This window comes from Nioella ostreopsis, assembly GCF_004000255.1.
GTDB classification, from domain to species: domain Bacteria; phylum Pseudomonadota; class Alphaproteobacteria; order Rhodobacterales; family Rhodobacteraceae; genus Nioella; species Nioella ostreopsis.
Window position 1 is genome coordinate 1 of the sequence record NZ_RCIQ01000041.1, and the last position, 16,581, is coordinate 16,581.

Genomic DNA, 16,581 nt, shown 5'->3' on the forward strand with positions numbered 1-16,581 from the left:
CCAAATACTCCCGCCGGAGGCATCCAGACCCGGCCACCCGCACAGCGCAGGGAACAAAGGCCACGCCCTCGCGACTTTCCCGTGGCAACGCGGACCGACGAGGGCTCCCGAAGGGGGCTCGAGGAGGGCCGCTCGCGGGTCGATGCGCGATGCGCAGCGAAACCGCCTCAGGCTCAACCGCGCCCGACCTCCTTGCGCAGCTCTCCCNCCGCCTCAGGCTCAACCGCGCCCGACCTCCTTGCGCAGCTCTCCCATCAGTTCAGTCAGGGTCGCCTCATAGCGCGCGTTTACCAGCCGCCCGCTCTCATCGAACTGGTCCGAGCAATTGCCGACCAGCACTTCCGGCCCGGTCAGCAGCCGCGGGCGAAACGGTGTCAGGCACAGCCGCAATGTCCATTGTGTCCGTTCGCCACCCGCCCGGCCGCCAGTGGCCGCCATGATCGCCACCGGCTTGTCGCGCCACGGGCTGCCCTTGGTCCGACTTACCCAATCAAGCGCATTCTTCAGAACGCCAGACAGGCCCTTGTTGTATTCCGGCCCCGAGATCACCACCGCATCAGCGGCCGCGATCTGATCGGCCAGGCGCTGCACAGCGTCAGGAATTCCAGTCGCAGTTTCAAGATCCCCGTCATAAAGCGGCAGCCGGAGATCCGCCTCGGCGTAGTCCGCCGGATCGTAGATCCGCACCGCCTCTCTCAGCAGCTTGCGATTGTATGATCCCTCGCGCAAAGACCCGCAGAAGCCCAGTAATCTACCCGATGCCATGTCCGATACTCCACCTGATCGCCGATAGTTCCTCTTAGACTATCTATCGCGAACCGTAAGAATAGCCACATGGGCGCACAGCTGCCTTGCGCTAGCTCACTCCGTCTCGGGCAGCATCCGCACTTCGCGTTGCGGGAAGGGGATCGAGATTCCGTGTTCATGAAACGCATCCCACAGGGCAAGAAAGACATTGCCCCGGATATTGGTCAGCCCGCCGGTCGGATCCTCGATCCAGAACCGCAGCACGTAATCCACCGAGGAATCGCCGAAGCCCACGATATGGCAGACGGGCGCCTTGATGCTCAGCACCCGGTCCACGCTTTTCACCGCATCAATCGCCAGTCGCCGCACCTTGTGCGGGTCGTCGCCGTAGGAGGTGCCGAAATGGATATCGAGCCGCACATAGGCATCGGAATGGGACCAGTTCACCACCTGGTTGGTGATCAGGTCCTCGTTCGGGATCAGGTATTCCTTGCCATCCCGGGTGACGACGCTGGCGTAGCGGGCGCCAAGCGTGTTGATCCAGCCGAACGTGTCGCCCAGGCTGATCACGTCGCCGGGTTTGATCGACTTGTCGAGCAGGATGATGATGCCGGAGACGAGGTTCGACACGACCTTTTGCAGGCCGAAGCCGAGGCCCACACCAATAGCCCCCGACAGGAAGGCCAGCCCGGTCAGGTCCACCCCCACGGCGTTCAGCCCCACGAACAGCGCCGCGCCATAGAGCAGCACCTGCACCGCCTTCACCACGAGAACCCGCATAGAGGGCGAGATATCCTCGTTCTTCTGAATGCGCGTCGCGGTGGTCTTGGACAGGAACCGCGCCCCGATCAGCAGGGCCGACACGAGGACGAAGCCCTGAACGAGCAGCAGCAATGACAGCCGCATACCGTCGCCGAAATCGAACCCTACGCTGTCCAGCAGCGATGCCGCCTCATCCGTCAGGCTGGTGATCGACAGCGTGACATAGATCCACGCCCCGTACCGCAGGATCGTCCTCATGATCGGGGAATGCACGAAACGGGTGACGAAGGTCACGATCAGCCAGGCCGTGGCCAGCCGGGCAAAGATGCCGAGCATGTAAGACCGGCTCGGCCATGTGATCTCTCGCATGATCCAGACGGTCAGCCAGATCAGGATGACGAAGAAGATCCCCATGATCCGCTTGTGAATGAAGGCGAGGATGCGCATCCGCCACATCGGCCAGCCCTGCCGTGCCGCCATCCAGGCCCGGATGCGCGGTCCAAAGACCTTGCGCAGCAGCCACGCCACCAGCAGCAGACCCGCCGCAATCGCCAGCTGATAGGCATTCCACGGACGCAACAGGCTTTCCAGAAACGCCTGCGCCTGCCCGAACAGGCTCAGGCCGATATCGGCCAGGCTTTCAGAGGCGTCCACCGGAGTCTCCGTTGCGGCTTCCGGCGTGACCGGTAGGGCGGTTTCCTCTGGCTCCATGCCTGTCCTTTCCTGTTGTGGAAATCATGGGGCTTATCGGCCATCCGGGCAAGCGGAACCCTTGGCAATCGGCCATGCTGGGTGTATCTGCCATGGGCGATGACACGGATTTTCGACATGGACGACCGGACTCGCCTGCCCTGGCGGTTTTACGGTCTTTGCGCCTCGGGGCGGGTCAGCGGCCTATCGGGCCGTTAATCCTCTCCCCTGAACCGCAATCCATACCCGCAAGAAAGATACCCCAATGACCGGCAAGACGCTCTACGACAAGATCTGGGACGCCCACCTGGCCCATGAGGCCGAAGATGGCACCTGCCTGCTCTATATCGATCGCCATCTGGTGCATGAAGTGACCAGCCCCCAGGCCTTCGAGGGCCTGCGCATGGCGGGTCGCAAGGTGCACGCGCCCGACAAGACCATCGCCGTTCCGGACCATAACGTGCCGACCACGCCGGGCCGCGACAACCCAGACCAGATGCCGGAAGACAGCCGCATCCAGGTGGCCGCGCTGGACAGCAACGCCAAGGAATTCGGCATTCACTATTACCCGGTGACCGATATCCGCCAGGGCATCGTGCATATCGTCGGCCCTGAACAGGGCTGGACGCTGCCGGGCATGACCGTGGTGTGCGGCGACTCGCATACGGCAACCCACGGCGCCTTTGGCGCGCTGGCGCACGGCATCGGCACCTCGGAAGTGGAACATGTTCTGGCGACGCAAACGCTGATCCAGAAGAAATCCAAGAACATGAAGGTGGAGATCACCGGCAAGCTGAACCCCGGCGTGACGGCCAAGGACATTACCCTTGCCGTGATCGGCGAAACCGGCACTGCCGGCGGCACCGGCTATGTGATCGAGTATTGTGGCGAGGCGATCCGCGACCTGTCCATGGAAGGCCGCATGACCGTCTGCAACATGGCGATTGAAGGCGGCGCACGCGCGGGCCTGATCGCTCCCGATGAAAAGACCTATGAATATGTCAACGGCCGCCCCCACGCCCCGAAGGGTGCCCAGTGGGAAGCCGCGCTGAACTGGTGGAAGACGCTCTATTCCGACGATGACGCCCATTGGGACAAGGTCATCACCCTGAATGGCGAAGACATTGTCCCCGTCGTCACCTGGGGCACCAGCCCCGAGGACGTGCTGCCGATCACGGCAGCTGTTCCCAGCCCCTCCGACTTCAAGGGCGGCAAGGTCGACGCGGCCAAACGCTCGCTGGAATACATGGGGCTCGAACCCGGTACCCCGCTGTCCGAGATCGAGATCGACACCGTCTTCATCGGCTCCTGCACCAATGGCCGGATCGAGGACCTGCGCGCCGCCGCGGCGATCCTGAAGGGCAAGAAGATCAAGGACGGCATTCGCGCCATGGTCGTGCCTGGCTCGGGTCTTGTGCGGGCGCAGGCCGAGGAAGAGGGGCTTGCCGATATCTTCAAGGACGCGGGCTTTGAATGGCGCCTTGCGGGCTGTTCCATGTGCCTGGCCATGAACCCTGATCAGCTGGCCCCGGGCGAACGCTGCGCCGCCACCTCGAACCGTAACTTCGAGGGCCGTCAGGGCCGTGGTGGCCGCACCCACCTGATGAGCCCCGGCATGGCCGCCGCCGCCGCCATCACCGGCAAGCTGACGGATGTGCGCGACCTGATGTAAAGCCGCATTTGCAGAAAAGACCATGAAACCCGGCATAAAAATGCCGGGTTTCTTTTTTTAATATCAAGTTACGAATTGGAATCGTTCCGCCAAATTGAACCAATGGGTCGAGTATGAAGAAAGTTGAGTTCTGGTTTTCGATCGGGAGTCCATATACCTACCTTTCGGTCATGCGCCTGCCCCGGATCATCGCCAAGACAGGTCTGCAGGTTGACTGGCGCCCGTTTTCTGCGCGTCAGATCATGAAGGAACACGGCTATCACCCCTATACCGACAAGCCGGTCAGAACCGCCTACATGTGGACTGATATCGAACGGCAGGCGAAGAAGTTCGGACTGACGCCGCGCCTGCCCGCCCCTTTTCCGGTGCTGGGATACGAGATTGCCAATCGCATCGCGGTGCTGGCCGCGCAGGAAGGCTGGGTTGCGGATTACGTCGGCACGACCTACCGGCATTGGTTCCACGATGGCCACACTGCCGGGCAGGAACCGAACCTGAGCAAGACGCTCGTGGAACTGGGGCGGAACCCCGACAAGATCATCGCGCAGGCCGAAGGGGCTGTGATCGGACAGGCCTTCGAGGCCGCAACCGCGGAGGCACGGGATCGCGGTGTATTCGACACCCCCAGTTTCGTGGTTGAAGGCCAAGTCTATTGGGGTGACGACCGCATGCCGGATGCGTTGCGCCATGCCATCCCAGATCCGAGGGCGCGGGTGATGAAGAAACCACCCGCGCCCGAGAAACCGCGCCTATCCGAGGATCGGCCGGATCAGAAGAAAACCCGCTCGATGGTCCAGTAGGCCCCGATCAGGCTGATGATGACAGACCCCACGACCGAGACCGCGCGATACATCACCTGGGTCTGGCGCACTGGTTGTTCCTCCTCTGGCAGCGGTGCGAACCCGGCAAGCCGCACCGCGACCAGGATCAACGCGAGCGCTACGAAGATCACCGCAAGCTGGCCGAATTCGACCCCGATATTGAACCCGACAAGCGCCGCCGCAAAGTGGCTGGCGGTGATGCCGAAATCGCCGAGCACGCTGGCAAAGCCAAGCCCGTGCAGCAGCCCGAACACGAAGACCAGGGCGGTACGCGCCTTGACGTTTGTGTGCCCGCGAATGTTCTCGACCCCCACATAGACGATCGAGGCGGCAATCAACGGCTCCACCACGCTGCCCGGTATGGTGACGATCCCGAGACTGGCAAGAGCCAGCGTGATCGTGTGGGCCAGCGTGAAGGACGTCACCTGGAACAGGATCGGCCGCAGGTGGAGCGAGAAGAAGAACAGCCCCAGCACGAACAGGATATGGTCGATGCCGAGCGGGACGATATGCTCGAAGCCAACGGGGATATAGCGCAGGAAGACTGCCCCCGCGCTTTCGGTGCGGATCTCGATCCGAGACAGAGGTTCGGACAGGTCGCCATCGGACAGGAAGGCCGTATAGGCATCCTCGCCACCACCGACTTGCCGAACGACCAGATCACCATAAAGCGCCACCCATCCGAACCGAACGGGGGCATCGCCTTCGGGCAGATCGGCGGCAATCGTGATGGTCGAGGTGCGGGCCAGTTCGAAATCGCCGACCTCGGGGATCGACGCACCGATCAGCTCTGGCGTGATCCGTTCTCCGTCCACCTCAATGAAAATTCGCTGTGCCATGCGCGGCCAGAACTCATCCAACTCGGCTCGTAGCGTGTCGGGGCTGGTGGCCCGCAGTTCGTCATAGATTTCTTCCACCGGTGACAAAGTCGTTTCGGTGATTGACGCCAGGTCCATCTCGGCCAGGATGGATTCCAGCGACAGCCGAATGTCGATCGTCACCCTTTCGGGCGTCACGGAGATATCAGAGATCGCCGGGTCGATTTCGTGCGCAGGGGCCTGCGGGGCCGCCATCACGAAAAGGAGAATTGACAGCGCGGCCAATCGGGCCACCATCTTAATAAACATATCGGAAAGTCTCATGCGTCACCTCATTTGCACCCTGTTTGCCCTAAATCTGGTTCTGCTGCCAGCCATTCCCAGTGCCGCCCATGAATTCTGGATCGACCCCGTTGATTTCATCATCGCCAGCGATGAGCCACTGGAGGCACGGCTGCGGGTCGGACAAAGTTTCGAAGGTGGGTCGCTTTCCTACCTGAATCGCAACTTTACCCGGTTCGAACTGGCGTTCGGGGCGGAGGTGACAGACGTGGAAGGCAGGCTAGGGCAGAATCCCGCTCTGCGGGTCGAGGACCATGGCGAAGGCCTGGCCGTTATCCTCTATGAAACCACCGACAACAGGCTGACATATGACGAATGGGAACGCTTTCTTCGATTCGCGGAACACAAGGACTTCCCCGACATAGAGGCGCGCCACCTTGCCCGCGGACTGCCGATGACCGGCTTCATGGAAAGCTATAGCCGCCACGCCAAGAGTCTGGTTGCGGCGGGCAATGGCGAAGGTGCTGACCGGGAATACGGGCTGCGTACCGAATTCGTGGCGTTGGCCAATCCCTACACGGATGATCTGAGCGACGGATTGCCGATTCAGCTGTTGCTCGACGGCCAGCCCCGTGCCGACGCGCAGGTGGAACTGTTCGACCGCGACGCCGAGGGCGAGGTCACGATCACCCTGCACCGCACCGACGCGGAGGGCCGTGCCGTGCTGCCGGTGGAACCGGGGCATACCTACCTTGCCGATGCCGTGACATTGCTGGAGGTGGAACCGACCGCTGACAGCGCCGCCGTCTGGCACACGCTGTGGGCCTCGCTGACCTTCGAAGTGCCCGCACGTTAAGGCGCGTCTTGTGTTGCCCCGGCATTGCCGCTATGCCCCTTCGCGGACGTGAAGGAGACCCGGAAACATGGACAAGTTCACCAAGCTGACCGGCATCGCCGCGCCGATGCCCCTGATCAACGTCGATACCGACATGATCATCCCCAAGCAGTTCCTGAAGACCATCAAACGATCGGGCCTCGGGGTGAACCTGTTTGACGAGATGCGCTATGACGGCGACGGCAAAGAAATCCCCGATTTCGTGCTGAACAAGCCCGCTTATCGCAATGCGGAAATCCTCGTCGCCGGTGACAATTTCGGCTGTGGCTCGTCGCGCGAACACGCGCCGTGGGCACTACTGGATTTCGGCATCCGTTGCGTGATCGCGCCTTCCTTTGCCGACATCTTCTTCAACAACTGCTTCAAGAACGGCATCCTTCCGATCGTTCTGCCGCAGGAAGAGGTCGACAAGCTGATGGATGACGCGGAACGCGGCGCCAATGCGACCATCACCGTGGACCTTGAAAACCAGACGATCAGCGGCCCCGATGGCGGCACGATCAGCTTCGAGGTCGATGCCTTCCGCAAGCATTGCCTGCTGAACGGGCTGGACGATATCGGCCTGACCATGGAAAAATCCGCCTCAATCAAGGCGTTCGAGACAAAGGCCGCGCAAGACCGCCCTTGGGTCTGATTTTCGCCTGACAACAAGATGTAGCCCCTCGGCCTTGCCGGGGGGTATTTTTTTTGTCCGGTGATGCAATCGGGCGACAGTGCGCATCCCAAAATCGCCACAGTGATTCCTCACGAAGAGTCAGGCACTTGCGAACTGGGACGAATATGGGCAAGATCAAGGCAATTGAGGCAATCCGATGGCAGTCGGGTCAAAACCGGAATAAGGGCCAGAAAAAACAGGTCCGTCCAGGTTGAGGGTTTGAGGCAGTGATCGCACAGCTATCCAGCGCTGTGGTGCGGGCGATTCTTGTTATGATCGTCATTTCCACACCGTCCCTGCTCCTTCCGGCTACGTCGCCGGACGGCAATCAGGTCGTGATGCTGGTGGCGCTGTTCGCTGCCGTGTTCACCTTTTCCGAATACGCGTCTACCTACCCCGGATTGATCGAATTCCGCGATGCGCCGCCCTTCAACCGGGTGCGCGTCATTGGCATCTTCATCACGCTCTTCTTCCTCAGCCTTGTCGCGGCGTCACCGGAGAATTCCGGCACCCTGTCATTGATCGTGAATGCCACTGGCTTGGTGCTGGCCCATGCGCTGGACTTTACCTACAGCCCGCTCTGGCTGCTTCAGGTCTTCTTGCCCGAGGGTGCAACGCCGGCAGATCTGACGATGCTGCGCACGATGGGGGGCCTCAGTTTTCTGATCGGACTGGTGACGATCAGCGTCTTCGCCATCCTGATGCGGCTGAAAAGCTGGCCCAATCGCAACACCAGCTTCAATGTCTGGGTGAACCTGCCGACATTCGACCCCACTGCGGGTGGAGATGTTGTTGCACGGCTGATCCGCGACTCTCGTATTAACCTGATCTTAGGAATATTGCTGCCATTCCTGATGCCGGTCGTGGCGAGCTACGGGATCGGCAATCTCGGTGTATCCCTCGGGGCGTCGCCTATCATGCTGGTCTGGACAGTCACCCTATGGAGCGTTCTTCCCGTTTCCCTTCTGATGCGCGGCATGGCCATGGGCCGGATCGCGCACATGATCACGGAACGGCGCAAGAAACTGGTCCGCGACATGGCCGAGCAGGGCGAGTTCGCGCCGGTCTGATCCTTGTATGGCTGCTGATGGCGGCAATGCCCGTCAATGCCGACCAGATCCGCATTGCCACCTATCATACAGAACTGTCCCGCGATGGCCCCGGCCTGTTGCTACGCGACATTCTGCGGGGGGAGGACCCACAGGTTGCCGCCGTGGCACGAGTCATCGTGAATGCCGATGCGGATATTCTGTTGCTCCAAGGCTTCGATCACGACTTCGAACAACACGCCCTTGCGGCATTTGTCGCGCGTCTTGCGCAGGCAGGGGCTGACTACCCCTATCGGCTGTCACTGCCCCCGAATACCGGCGTTCCCACCGGGCTGGACATGGACGGCGACGGGCGGCTTGGCCGGGCGCGGGACGCTCAGGGCTATGGCCGGTTTACCGGGCAGGGCGGCATGGCGGTGCTGTCTCGCCTGCCGATCGGAGAGGTATACGACCATTCCGGGTTCTTGTGGCAAGACTTGCCGAACGGGCGCGCGGCGGAGGTTCTGCCAATGGGCGCGCTTTCGGTACAGCGGCTGGCCAGCGTCGCAGCATGGGAGATTGGCATCGTCACCGCTGACGGACCCTTGCGCCTGTTGACCCTTCACGCCACGCCGCCGGTCTTTGATGGGCCAGAGGATCGAAACGGTCACCGCAACGAGGATGAGCTCCGGTTCTGGCTGAACCGGATTGACGGATGGTCCCCATCCGATACGCCGTCGCTCGACTCGCGCTTCGTGTTGATAGGGGTCCTGAACGCCGATCCCGTGGATGGAGAGGCGCGACGAGGGGCCTTGACCGAAGCCTTGTCGCACCCGCGTCTGCAAGACCCGGCACCGACCAGCCCCGGCGGGGCCGAGGTGGGCGATCCCACCGACACTGCCGATTGGTCCGAGCCCGACCCCGGAAATCTTCGCGTCAGCTATATCCTGCCCTCCGTCGATCTGAGCATCACCGCAAGCGGCGTTTTCTGGCCCTCGCGAAACAGCCCTGACCGGCCCCTGCTCGGCGGCGAGGATGGCAATGGCGCGTCACGCCATCGCCTCGTCTGGGTGGACATCGCTCTTCCCTGACCCGGCCCGCTGTCCCTTGGGCAGGTGTCTTGTCACAACGTCCTTAAACGACGTCTCCTCGAAATCCGGCAGTACCTGGCGAAACCGTGTGCCGTCCAAACGATGCGGCGTATCGTAAAGATACCGCATCTCGGTCAGCTCGCGCGCCAGTTCCCAGACCGGCGAGGCCAGACGCAAGGCCCACCAAGGAAACCGGCGCACACGCATTGGTTGCCCCATCTGCGCCTGAAGAGCAGACGCCAGGTCGGTCATGGAAAAGGTATGGCCCGGAAACGGCACATCCTCGAAAGGCGAAAGACTGTGACGCCGTTCAACCAGTGCAACAGCGGCCCGGGCCATATCGGGCAGATAGGCGTAAGCGCGCGGAACATCCGGACGACCGAGGGAGGTGATCCGACCCTTTGACACCCCCTTGAGCGATACGAGATTCAACACGGCATTGGGGCTGTCCGGATCTACGAAGTCACCACCGCGCAGGATGATCACCTGCACACCGTCCTGCGCAGCCTGTCGATATGCTGCCTCCATCTCGGCCCGGACACGGCCCTTGCGGGCAACCGGGCGATGCGGGGTGGTTTCGCTCCATGGGCCGGGCTGATCACCGAAGACATAGACGTTGCCCGGCAGCAGGACCGTTGCCCCGCTGGCCTTTGCCGCCGCCAGAACCTGGCTGGTGATCTTCGGGATCAGCCTGTCCCACGCGTGGTAATTGGGTGGGTTCATCGCGTTGACAATCACATCGACGCCTTGCGCGTCACGGATCATGTCGCCGGTCTTGCGGTCAAACCGGCGGACGGTCCAGCCGGCTTCCTCGAAAGCCCGTGCCGCGTTGTGGCCAAAGCTTCCGGATGCGCCGAGGATGAGGGCTGTTCGTGGCATGGGGCTGGTTCCTGTGTTGATATCCATTCGGTTGACATCAGGATAGGCATTCGTATTTGACGTGTGGATTGCGAAAAGTCGGCGGTGTGGTATTCACTATTGAATGGAAAACCTGCCACCAGATTGGACCCTGCTACGGTCGTTCCTTGCTGTCGCCGAATCCGGTTCGCTATCGGCAGCGGCCCGTGAAACGGGGCAGAGCCAACCGACCTTGGGGCGTCACATCCGCATTCTGGAGGCGCAGGTTGGGGGGCCGCTCTTCGAGCGGCATGCCAAGGGATTCGATCTGAGTACGCTCGGTCAGGCGCTACGACCCGGGGCCGAGGCCATGCGGGAAGGCGCGCGACAGGTGGCGCTGGCTGCCGCGGGCCGGGATCAGCGGGAAGCCGGCCCCGTGCGGATCACCGCCAGCGTCTTCGTCTCGACGCATCTTCTGCCGCCGATCCTTGTCATGATCCGCGAAAAACATCCTGAGATCGAACTTGACCTCGTGGCCACCGACCAAAGCGAAAACCTGCTGTTCCATGAGGCCGATATCGCCCTGCGCATGTATCGGCCCGAACAGCTGGACATGATCACGCGGCATCTCGGAGAGCTTGGGCTGGGTTTGTTTGCGGCACCGTCCTACCTCGCCAGAAAGGGCACGCCCCGCTGCTTCACCGACCTTCTGCACCATGACGTGGTGGGCTATGACCGTGACGACCGGCTGATCCGTGGATTTCGCGCCGCGGGGATGGTCGTCTCGCGAGAAAGCTTCCCCATCCGCACCGACGATCAGGTGGCCTATTGGGAACTCGTCTGCGCCGGGGCCGGTATCGGCTTTGGTCAACGCGCCGTGGCCGATCGCGACCCGCGCGTCACCCGCATCCTGCCCGATGCACCGGTTCCCAGCCTTCCCGTCTGGCTGACCGCCCATGAATCCCTGCGCCACACGCCGCGAGTCGCCCGTGTATGGGACGCTTTGGCCGAGGGTCTTTCCCCCTTCCTTTCTTGACCCTGACCCGCGCAGCCGTTACGCGGATGCGACCCAAGATCAAGGACGGATGACCCCATGAGCAACCCTTCGCTTCTTATCCTTGCCGGTGACGGCATCGGCCCCGAAGTCATGACCGAAGTGCGCAAGATCATCGACTGGTACGGCGCCAAACGCGATGTCACCTTCGATGTCAGCGAAGGGCTGGTGGGGGGCTGTTCCTACGACGCCCATGGCACACCGCTGACCGACGAAACCATGGCCAAGGCGCAGGAGGTCGATGCCGTCCTGCTTGGCGCCGTGGGCGGTCCGAAGTATGACAATCTCGATTTCAGCGTAAAACCAGAACGCGGTCTTCTGCGCCTGCGCAAGGAGATGGATCTTTTCGCCAACCTACGCCCGGCCCAGTGCTTTGACGCGCTGGCCGATTTCTCGTCGCTGAAAAAGGACGTGGTCGCCGGGCTCGACATCATGATCGTGCGCGAACTGACCAGCGGCATCTATTTCGGGGAACCGCGCGGGATCATCAAGGAAGGCAATGAGCGCGTCGGCATCAATACGCAGCGCTACACGGAGTCCGAAATCGCCCGCGTTGCCCGATCCGCCTTCGAGCTGGCCCGCAAGCGCGGCAACAAGGTCTGCTCGATGGAGAAGGCCAATGTGATGGAATCGGGCATCCTGTGGCGCGACGTGGTGACCGAGGTGCATCAGGCCGAGTATTCGGACGTGGAACTGTCGCACATGTACGCAGATGCAGGCGCCATGCAGCTCTGCCGCTGGCCCAAGCAGTTCGACGTGATCGTGACCGACAACCTGTTTGGCGACCTGCTGTCCGACGCGGCGGCAATGCTGACCGGGTCGCTCGGGATGCTGCCCTCGGCCTCGCTTGGCGCGCCGATGGAAAACGGCCGCCCGAAGGCGCTTTATGAACCCGTCCACGGCTCCGCCCCCGATATCGCGGGTCAGGGCAAGGCCAACCCGATCGCCTGTATTCTCAGCTTCGCCATGGCGCTGCGCTACAGCTTCGACATGGGTGCGGAAGCGGACCGGTTGGAAAAGGCCGTCGAGGATGTTCTGGCCGACGGTCTGCGCACCGCCGACCTTCTGGGCGAAGAGGGTGTCAGCCCCGTGAGCACCAGCGAGATGGGCGATGCAATCGTCGCCAAGCTGGATGCCAGCCTGTAAGGCAAGGGGCGCTCGACGTGAACCTGCGGGTTGGGATAGGCTAGACCAGGTCCCAACCCGAAAGGTCTTTTCATGATCCGTTCATTTCTTGTTTTTTCCTGCCTCTGTGCTGCACCTGCCGCAGCACAAGACGTGCAGATCCTTCCCGGCCATTCCGACTTTCGCCTGCCTGCCCAACTGGTCCACGATCAGCCGATGAACTTGGTACAGGACTGGATCATCGGGTTTCCCGATGGCGAGGGCCGACCCGAATTGCAGCTGCTCTCCGAGGTCGACGACACCGGGCGACTGGTCATCGTGCTGACCGAATCCGGGCTTGCCGACGATTCCGTGTCCGCCGTGCGCCAGAGATTCGAGCTGATCCGCACGGATACCGGGGCATGGGCGCTGACCGCCTACGGGTTCCAGCAGCGATGCGCGCGCGGCGGTAGCGAGGACTGGCTGGCAACCCCCTGCCCCTGAGACCCCGACTTGCCCTTCGCCCGGCACCGGCCTAAGCCTGTGGCTGTTAGCGTACAACAGGACGTTCCATGCCGCCAAATGCCAAAGGCTCTCTTCTCGCCCTTTCTGCCTTCGCGATTTTCGCCACCCATGACGTGGTCATCAAGGTTCTGGGTGGCACCTACAGCCCGATCCAGATCATCTTCTTTACGGTCCTGTTCAGCTTCCCCCTGCTGACTTTCGTCATGATCCGCGATTCGAAGGGCGGGTCACTGGTGCCGGTGCATCCGTGGTGGACGGCGGCGCGCACCGCCAGCGGCGCCTTGGGGGCCGCCGGTGCATTCTATGCCTTTTCCGTTCTGCCGCTGACGCAGGTCTATCCGATCCTCTTCGCGATGCCGCTGCTGGTCACGGTGCTGGCGATCCCGCTATTGGGGGAACGGGTCGGGCTGCACCGGGCGATGGCGGTTCTGGTGGGACTGGCAGGGGTGATCGTCGTATTGCAACCGGGCGCGGCCCCCTTGTCTTTTGGCCATGCCGCCGCGCTGCTTGGCGCTGTCTTCAGCGCCTTCAGCTCGGTCATCATGCGCAAGATCGGGCGGGCCGAGCGGACCGTGGTTCTGCAACTCTACCCGCTGCTGGTGAATTTCGTGGTGATGGGGGCGCTGCTGCCCTTCGTCTATGTGCCGGTCGAACTGATCGACCTGGGTGCCTCTGCCGTAGTGGCGCTGCTTGCGCTGATCGCGATGGCCTGCCTTGTGGCGGCCTACCGTCTGGCTCCGGCGGTGATCGTCGCGCCGATGCAGTATTCACAGATCATTTGGGCCAGCATCTTCGGCGCCGTGTTCTTTGGCGAAAGCCTCGACAAGATGACCATGATCGGCACCGGGATCATCATAGCATCCGGGCTTTATATCGTCCTGCGCGAGGACAAGCGCAAAGGCAGTTCCAACCAGCCGGTTCTACGATCGAGATCCCGCGTAGGCACACCGAGCGCCCCACGCGTGGCCTCTTTCCTCAATCGGGACCGCGACGGGGACCGGGACGATCCATAGGCGACGCTGGCGGCCGGGTCAGGCCAGCGCCTCGGCCAGTGCTGCAATGACACGATCCTGCATGGCCTCATTCAGCCCGTAATAGAGCGGGATGGAAATGGCGCGGTCATAGTACCATTCCGACACCGGGAAATCGCCCCGCCGGAAGCCGAGCCTTTGGTAATCGGGCTGTGTGTGCACAGGGATATAATGCACGTTCACCCCGATCCCCGCAGACCGCAGGTGATCGAAGACCTCGCGCCGCGTGCGGTTGGTTTTGTCCGTGTCGATCAGGACCGGGTAAAGGTGCAGCGCCGAATAGCTGTCGGGGTTCTGCCATGGCAGGATCAACGGCAGGTCGGCCAGCAGAGCGTCATAGCGTTTGGCCATCCGCTGCCGGTGCGCCACGAAATCGGCCAACCGCCGGGTCTGGCTGACCCCAAGCGCCGCCTGCATTTCGGTCATCCGGTAGTTCAGGCCAAGCGCGACCTGATCGTATTCCCATGGCTCCGCATTCACGGTTTCCATCAGGTCAAGGTCGCGGGTCACGCCATGCGAGCGATAAAGCCCCATCTGCGCGGCAAGCCCCGCGTCCTGCGTGGTGGCCAGGCCGCCCTCGGCCGTGGTGATGATCTTCACGGGGTGGAAGCTGAACACGCAGATGTCGGAAAATTCACACGCCCCGATCGGCTGGCCGTTGTACTGCCCGCCGATGCAATGGCTCGCGTCCTCGATCACCCGGATGCCATGGGCCTTTGCAATCGCACCGATGGCCTTCATGTCCGCCGATTGGCCTGCGAAATGCACTGGGATCAGGATATCGGGCTTGCGGTCCGCACTGGCAAGCTTCGCTTCCAGCGCCTGCGCGTCCATGCAGTAGTCGCTGGCCCGGATATCGACGAAATCCACGTCCGCCCCACAAAGCCGCGCCACGTTGGCGGAGGCCACGAACGTGTTGGGCACGGTCCAGACCAGCCCGCCGGGTTTCAGGCCAAGCGCGAGGCAGGCGATATGCAGCGCCGAGGTGGCGGAGTTCACCGCCACCGCATGTGCCGCGCCGGTCACATCCGCGATGGCGGCCTCGAATTCCGGCACCTTGGGGCCCTGCGTCAGGAAGTCAGACCGCAACACCTCGACCACGGCGGCGATGTCGTCTTCCGAGATGTCCTGCCGCCCGTAGGGGATGAAGCCCGTGTCGCCCATCAGAAATGCCCGATCGTGTCCGCATTGGCCTCGATCCAGGCGCGCAGATCCTCGACCGACATCCAGTCTGGGTTGGTGTCAGACACATAGGAAAAGCCCTCAGGCACCTTGACCCCATCCTTGATCCGGCCCGCATCGGTTGACCAGTTGTGGATCGCCGGAAGGATCTTGAAATGCTCGGGATATTCGAAGGTATGCGCCGCGTCCTCTTCGCCGATCATCTGCTCGTGCATCTTTTCACCGGGGCGGATGCCGACAACCTTGTGCTCGCATCCCGGTACGCAAGCCTCGGCGATGTCGAGGATGTTCATCGACGGGATCTTCTTCACATAGATCTCTCCGCCGACCATGTCTTCGAACGCATGCCAGACCAGTTCAACACCTTGCGGAAGGGTGATCATGAAGCGGGTCATGCGCGTGTCGGTGATGGGCAACATCGCCCCCGCATCGAGCGACTTGAAGAACGGAATGACCGACCCGCGCGATCCCATCACATTGCCATAGCGCACCACGGCAAAGCGGCACCCGTCACTGCCCGCATAGGAATTTCCCGACACGAACAGCTTGTCCGAGGCCAGCTTGGTCGCGCCATAGAGGTTCACCGGAGACGAGGCCTTGTCGGTCGACAGCGCCACGCATTTCTTCACGCCCTTGTCGATGCAGGCATCGATCAGGTTCATCGCGCCGTTGATGTTGGTCTTGACGCATTCGAAGGGATTGTATTCGGCGGTCGGCACGATCTTGGTCGCCGCCGCATGCACCACGTAGTCCACCCCGTCGAGCGCACGATACAGCCGTTCCCGGTCGCGCACGTCGCCAATGAAGAAACGCACCCGTGGGTCGTCGCCGTATTTCTTGGCCATGTCCCACTGTTTCATCTCGTCGCGCGAATAGATGATCAGGCGGGCCGGGTCGTATTTTTCCAGCGTCATCGGCACAAAATGGGACCCGAAGGACCCGGTGCCGCCGGTCAGCAGGATGGATGCGTTTTTTTCCATGGTATCGCTCGTCTTGTCGGTTGCCTGCCTTCTTGCAGGGAATGCGCGCGGGATCAAGCGAGCCGGCGAAATCCCCCTTGCAAAGGCGCGATTCCCCCGCTATCCCGCCCGGCACGGTCGGAGTGTAGCTCAGCCTGGTAGAGCACTGTCTTCGGGAGGCAGGGGTCGGAGGTTCGAATCCTCTCACTCCGACCAATAAAATCAAACAGTTATCTTGATTTGAGGCCTCCCTTGTAGGAGCCAGTTCGGCACAGGTTCGGCAAGAAGATCGACTCGCGCTGTGTTGCCTCGGAATCACAATTTCGGAGCGCCGCCCAAATGGTAGCGCTAGCCGAAGGCCTCTAGTTCTTCGGCTTGCACCGTAGGATAAACTGCCCAGAGGGGCGTATTTTTGTTGAAAAACTTGT

16 protein-coding genes and 1 tRNA gene are annotated in these 16,581 nt (G+C 62.0%); 11 read left to right on the forward strand and 6 right to left on the reverse strand.

Annotation, left to right across the window (positions count from 1 at the left end; genetic code table 11):
* Positions 1–219 precede the first annotated feature (219 nt).
* Together EP237_RS22070 and EP237_RS22075 are read right to left on the reverse strand one after the other, a co-directional pair.
* A complete protein-coding gene (locus tag EP237_RS22070) occupies positions 220–765 on the reverse strand; it encodes an NADPH-dependent FMN reductase (protein WP_127562992.1) in 546 nt (181 codons plus the stop codon).
* A 96-nt stretch (positions 766–861) separates the two neighbouring features.
* A complete protein-coding gene (locus EP237_RS22075; RefSeq protein ID WP_127562993.1) occupies positions 862–2,220 on the reverse strand; it encodes a mechanosensitive ion channel family protein in 1,359 nt (452 codons plus the stop codon).
* Positions 2,221–2,464: 244 nt separating this feature from the next.
* On the opposite strand from EP237_RS22075, the gene leuC reads away from it, so the two are divergent.
* Together leuC and EP237_RS22085 are read left to right on the forward strand one after the other, a co-directional pair.
* Complete coding sequence (gene leuC, locus EP237_RS22080) at positions 2,465–3,871, forward strand: 3-isopropylmalate dehydratase large subunit (protein ID WP_127562994.1); 1,407 nt, start codon at positions 2,465–2,467, stop codon at positions 3,869–3,871.
* Positions 3,872–3,984: 113 nt separating this feature from the next.
* A complete protein-coding gene (locus EP237_RS22085) occupies positions 3,985–4,671 on the forward strand; it encodes a 2-hydroxychromene-2-carboxylate isomerase (RefSeq protein WP_127562995.1) in 687 nt (228 codons plus the stop codon).
* Here EP237_RS22085 and EP237_RS22090 read toward each other — a convergent pair.
* The gene (locus tag EP237_RS22090; RefSeq protein WP_240661731.1) at positions 4,641–5,834 is read right to left on the reverse strand and encodes a HupE/UreJ family protein; all 1,194 of its coding nucleotides are present in this window, start codon (positions 5,832–5,834) and stop codon (positions 4,641–4,643) included. The two genes, EP237_RS22085 and EP237_RS22090, sit on opposite strands and share 31 nt — an antisense overlap.
* On the opposite strand from EP237_RS22090, the gene EP237_RS22095 reads away from it, so the two are divergent.
* From EP237_RS22095 to EP237_RS22110, 4 genes are all read left to right on the forward strand, one after another.
* A complete protein-coding gene (locus EP237_RS22095; RefSeq protein WP_127562996.1) occupies positions 5,833–6,648 on the forward strand; it encodes a DUF4198 domain-containing protein in 816 nt (271 codons plus the stop codon). The two genes, EP237_RS22090 and EP237_RS22095, sit on opposite strands and share 2 nt — an antisense overlap.
* Positions 6,649–6,715: 67 nt before the next feature.
* Entirely contained in the window at positions 6,716–7,321 is a 606-nt protein-coding gene (gene leuD / locus EP237_RS22100; RefSeq protein ID WP_127562997.1) for a 3-isopropylmalate dehydratase small subunit, read from the forward strand.
* Between the two features lie 248 nt (positions 7,322–7,569).
* The gene (locus tag EP237_RS22105; RefSeq protein WP_127562998.1) at positions 7,570–8,412 is read left to right on the forward strand and encodes a hypothetical protein; all 843 of its coding nucleotides are present in this window, start codon (positions 7,570–7,572) and stop codon (positions 8,410–8,412) included.
* Between the two features lie 17 nt (positions 8,413–8,429).
* Positions 8,430–9,461: an endonuclease/exonuclease/phosphatase family protein gene (locus tag EP237_RS22110; RefSeq protein ID WP_127562999.1), complete on the forward strand. Its 1,032-nt coding sequence runs from the start codon at positions 8,430–8,432 to the stop codon at positions 9,459–9,461.
* Here the strand turns inward: EP237_RS22110 and EP237_RS22115 are convergent.
* Positions 9,420–10,340 carry an NAD-dependent epimerase/dehydratase family protein gene (locus EP237_RS22115; RefSeq protein WP_127563000.1) on the reverse strand — a complete coding sequence of 307 codons (921 nt, stop codon included), beginning with the start codon at positions 10,338–10,340 and terminating at the stop codon, positions 9,420–9,422. The two genes, EP237_RS22110 and EP237_RS22115, sit on opposite strands and share 42 nt — an antisense overlap.
* A gap of 103 nt (positions 10,341–10,443) precedes the next feature.
* Here EP237_RS22115 and EP237_RS22120 point away from each other — a divergent pair, with 103 nt between their 5' ends.
* The 4 genes from EP237_RS22120 to EP237_RS22135 all read left to right on the forward strand — a co-directional run bounded on the left by EP237_RS22120 (position 10,444) and on the right by EP237_RS22135 (position 13,994).
* On the forward strand, positions 10,444–11,334 hold the full coding sequence (locus EP237_RS22120; RefSeq protein WP_127563001.1) for a LysR family transcriptional regulator: 891 nt from the start codon (positions 10,444–10,446) through the stop codon (positions 11,332–11,334).
* A 57-nt stretch (positions 11,335–11,391) separates the two neighbouring features.
* Positions 11,392–12,498 (forward strand): 3-isopropylmalate dehydrogenase, encoded by a 1,107-nt coding sequence (leuB, locus tag EP237_RS22125; protein ID WP_127563002.1) that lies wholly within the window; start codon positions 11,392–11,394, stop codon positions 12,496–12,498.
* A gap of 72 nt (positions 12,499–12,570) precedes the next feature.
* Positions 12,571–12,960: a hypothetical protein gene (locus EP237_RS22130; RefSeq protein WP_127563003.1), complete on the forward strand. Its 390-nt coding sequence runs from the start codon at positions 12,571–12,573 to the stop codon at positions 12,958–12,960.
* A gap of 68 nt (positions 12,961–13,028) precedes the next feature.
* Entirely contained in the window at positions 13,029–13,994 is a 966-nt protein-coding gene (locus EP237_RS22135) for a DMT family transporter (RefSeq protein ID WP_127563004.1), read from the forward strand.
* A gap of 18 nt (positions 13,995–14,012) precedes the next feature.
* On the opposite strand, the gene pseC is transcribed toward EP237_RS22135, so the two are convergent.
* Together pseC and pseB are read right to left on the reverse strand one after the other, a co-directional pair.
* On the reverse strand, positions 14,013–15,176 hold the full coding sequence (gene pseC / locus EP237_RS22140) for a UDP-4-amino-4,6-dideoxy-N-acetyl-beta-L-altrosamine transaminase (RefSeq protein ID WP_127563005.1): 1,164 nt from the start codon (positions 15,174–15,176) through the stop codon (positions 14,013–14,015).
* A complete protein-coding gene (pseB, locus tag EP237_RS22145) occupies positions 15,176–16,174 on the reverse strand; it encodes a UDP-N-acetylglucosamine 4,6-dehydratase (inverting) (protein WP_127563006.1) in 999 nt (332 codons plus the stop codon). The genes pseC and pseB overlap by 1 nt, the downstream gene beginning before the upstream one ends.
* Before the next feature lie 118 nt (positions 16,175–16,292).
* Here pseB and EP237_RS22150 point away from each other — a divergent pair.
* Positions 16,293–16,369, forward strand: a tRNA-Pro gene (locus tag EP237_RS22150).
* Positions 16,370–16,581: the final 212 nt, after the last annotated feature.

What these genes read in the sequence shown, in the direction of transcription:
- EP237_RS22070 (WP_127562992.1), bottom strand. Translation starts at nt 765, where the DNA reads ATGGCATCGGGTAGATTACTGGGCTTCTGCGGGTCTTTGCGCGAGGGA.
- EP237_RS22075 (WP_127562993.1), bottom strand. Translation starts at nt 2,220, where the DNA reads ATGGAGCCAGAGGAAACCGCCCTACCGGTCACGCCGGAAGCCGCAACG.
- leuC (WP_127562994.1), top strand. Translation starts at nt 2,465, where the DNA reads ATGACCGGCAAGACGCTCTACGACAAGATCTGGGACGCCCACCTGGCC.
- EP237_RS22085 (WP_127562995.1), top strand. Translation starts at nt 3,985, where the DNA reads ATGAAGAAAGTTGAGTTCTGGTTTTCGATCGGGAGTCCATATACCTAC.
- EP237_RS22095 (WP_127562996.1), top strand. Translation starts at nt 5,833, where the DNA reads ATGCGTCACCTCATTTGCACCCTGTTTGCCCTAAATCTGGTTCTGCTG.
- EP237_RS22090 (WP_240661731.1), bottom strand. Translation starts at nt 5,834, where the DNA reads ATGAGACTTTCCGATATGTTTATTAAGATGGTGGCCCGATTGGCCGCG.
- leuD (WP_127562997.1), top strand. Translation starts at nt 6,716, where the DNA reads ATGGACAAGTTCACCAAGCTGACCGGCATCGCCGCGCCGATGCCCCTG.
- EP237_RS22110 (WP_127562999.1), top strand. Translation starts at nt 8,430, where the DNA reads ATGGCGGCAATGCCCGTCAATGCCGACCAGATCCGCATTGCCACCTAT.
- EP237_RS22115 (WP_127563000.1), bottom strand. Translation starts at nt 10,340, where the DNA reads ATGCCACGAACAGCCCTCATCCTCGGCGCATCCGGAAGCTTTGGCCAC.
- EP237_RS22120 (WP_127563001.1), top strand. Translation starts at nt 10,444, where the DNA reads ATGGAAAACCTGCCACCAGATTGGACCCTGCTACGGTCGTTCCTTGCT.
- leuB (WP_127563002.1), top strand. Translation starts at nt 11,392, where the DNA reads ATGAGCAACCCTTCGCTTCTTATCCTTGCCGGTGACGGCATCGGCCCC.
- EP237_RS22130 (WP_127563003.1), top strand. Translation starts at nt 12,571, where the DNA reads ATGATCCGTTCATTTCTTGTTTTTTCCTGCCTCTGTGCTGCACCTGCC.
- EP237_RS22135 (WP_127563004.1), top strand. Translation starts at nt 13,029, where the DNA reads ATGCCGCCAAATGCCAAAGGCTCTCTTCTCGCCCTTTCTGCCTTCGCG.
- pseC (WP_127563005.1), bottom strand. Translation starts at nt 15,176, where the DNA reads ATGGGCGACACGGGCTTCATCCCCTACGGGCGGCAGGACATCTCGGAA.
- pseB (WP_127563006.1), bottom strand. Translation starts at nt 16,174, where the DNA reads ATGGAAAAAAACGCATCCATCCTGCTGACCGGCGGCACCGGGTCCTTC.